3 protein-coding genes are annotated in these 1,887 nt (G+C 43.9%); 2 read left to right on the top strand and 1 reads right to left on the bottom strand.

All coding sequences use genetic code 11. The features are described from left to right. Positions 1-221: hypothetical protein (locus H6G26_RS42255; protein WP_206757599.1), on the top strand; the 221-nt coding region annotated here is incomplete at its 5' end. Positions 222-257: 36 nt separating this feature from the next. On the opposite strand, the gene H6G26_RS41420 is transcribed toward H6G26_RS42255, so the two are convergent. Further along, positions 258-446, bottom strand: coding sequence for a hypothetical protein (locus tag H6G26_RS41420; RefSeq protein ID WP_190737920.1), 189 nt, complete (start codon positions 444-446; stop codon positions 258-260). Positions 447-920: 474 nt separating this feature from the next. Here H6G26_RS41420 and H6G26_RS41415 point away from each other — a divergent pair. Continuing rightward, positions 921-1,887 (top strand): aldo/keto reductase family protein (locus tag H6G26_RS41415; RefSeq protein WP_190737918.1); only part of this gene is annotated, 967 nt, incomplete at its 3' end.

Here is a 1,887-nt window from a genome sequence, read left to right as displayed (position 1 = left end):
TAGAGAGAAATGGCAATTATCTCTGGTTCCAAGTTCATAGTTCGGCGATATTTACTTTAAAAAGCTACGCCCAAGCACTTCAATTGTTAGGGGCAATGTTACCGTTTACTGCTATAGGCATAGCTCACCTTTACAGCAAGCATCACAGTAAGCTACTTGATCCCACCAGGATTACAAAGTGCATGACCAAAAGCTGGCTCTGCCGTTTGTCCAAAAGTTAAGGTAGCATGGGGTGCTGTGGGTGAATAACTGTGTTCTCAATCCTGGCTTGACTCAATCGGAACTTCTTCCACTGCATCAACCAGTAATTCTGCTGTTATGGTATACCCGAACTCTTTACATACTCCTGCCAATTGCTCGATAACATCCTCTATAGGATACTGTTCACACAGAGAAGCCAACTTTTCGTAGAGAGCCGATGATGACGTTGTGTTAGTATCAACCATGATGAATCTGTCTCCTTATTGGTCTAAACACGATCACCATATAGTAGCAACTCCTAAAGTTCATCTACCTTTAGAAAGTGCATTGCTCCCAAGTCGGGGATGAATCAAAAGACTCACAAGCTTGGGAAGGTTCGGAATTACTCAAATGCAGGGCATTCAAACAACTAAATTCAAGAAGTGGTGAAATCAAATCACTGCGTACCACCAAGGTACACCGACGTAAGGGTATCGCCTCAAAGATTCTCGAACACATCATCAAAATTTTTATTAGAAGTTCACCTATTTATGAACTAGTGTTTCTTCCTGATGAAAGAGAAATTAAGCATCAACATTTTCTAAAGTGGGCCTAAACAATTAATCTTGATGCGATCGCCATCGTTATCGCTTGTTCGCATCGTGTTTGAAGTACGAATTTTAGCATTGGTTTTGACAGCAGGCGGAGTTAATGAAGGTTTCACCAAAAAGAAATGACTTATGGAATATCGGCAGTTAGGTAAACACGGCATTCGGGTTTCGGAAATTTGTTTAGGGTCATGGCTTACCTATGGTGGTGCAACGGCAGAAGACACTGCCGGTCAATGTATTAAGCAAGCCTATGATTTGGGAATTAATTTCTTTGACACAGCAAATGTTTATGCTGAGGGAGAAGCTGAAAAAATTGTGGGTAAAGTGCTGCGGCAGTACCCGCGTGAATCCTATGTTCTAGCAACCAAAGTTTATTTCCCAATGGGTAATGGACCCAACGATCATGGACTATCACGCAAACATATTCTGGAGCAATGTGATGCCAGTCTTAAACGATTGGGGCTGGACTACATTGATCTCTACCAGGCACATCGTTATGACTCGACCGTACCTCTGGCTGAAACCCTGATGGCATTTGATTACCTGGTGAAACAGGGGAAAATCCTTTATTATGGGGTTTCTCAATGGAGTGCTGGACAACTCGCCCATGCGACCGACCTGACCCGGTTGGCAAATCTCGCACCAATCGTATCCGATCAGCCTCGCTACAATATGCTTGATCGCATGATCGAAAAAGAAGTGTTACCCCTATGCCGTCGAGAAGGGATTGGCATAATCAATTACTCACCCTTAGCGCAAGGACTGCTGACTGGTAAATACAAACCCGGGCAATCATTACCCCAAGATTCACGGGCAAGTGACCCGAAACAAAATATGTTTTTAAACAATGGAGAACTAGATCAGCAGGAGTTGCTCAAGGTGCAGCGGCTATTGCCCATTGCCGAGCAAGAAGGTTTGAGCTTGAGCCAATTGGCGCTTACCTGGTGCTTACGCAATCCCGAAATTAGTAGCGTCATCATCGGTGCAAGCAAACCAGCACAAGTACAGGAAAACGCTAATGCATCGGGTAAACAACTGTCTTGGGCAACAATTCAACGCATTGAAGAAGTTCTGGAAATGCAAATCAGCGATCGCG

The organism is Nostoc sp. FACHB-888, from assembly GCF_014696655.1.
GTDB lineage: Bacteria > Cyanobacteriota > Cyanobacteriia > Cyanobacteriales > Nostocaceae > Nostoc.
Note: the sequence above shows the minus strand (reverse complement) of the source record. Positions and strands in the feature narration are given on the sequence as shown.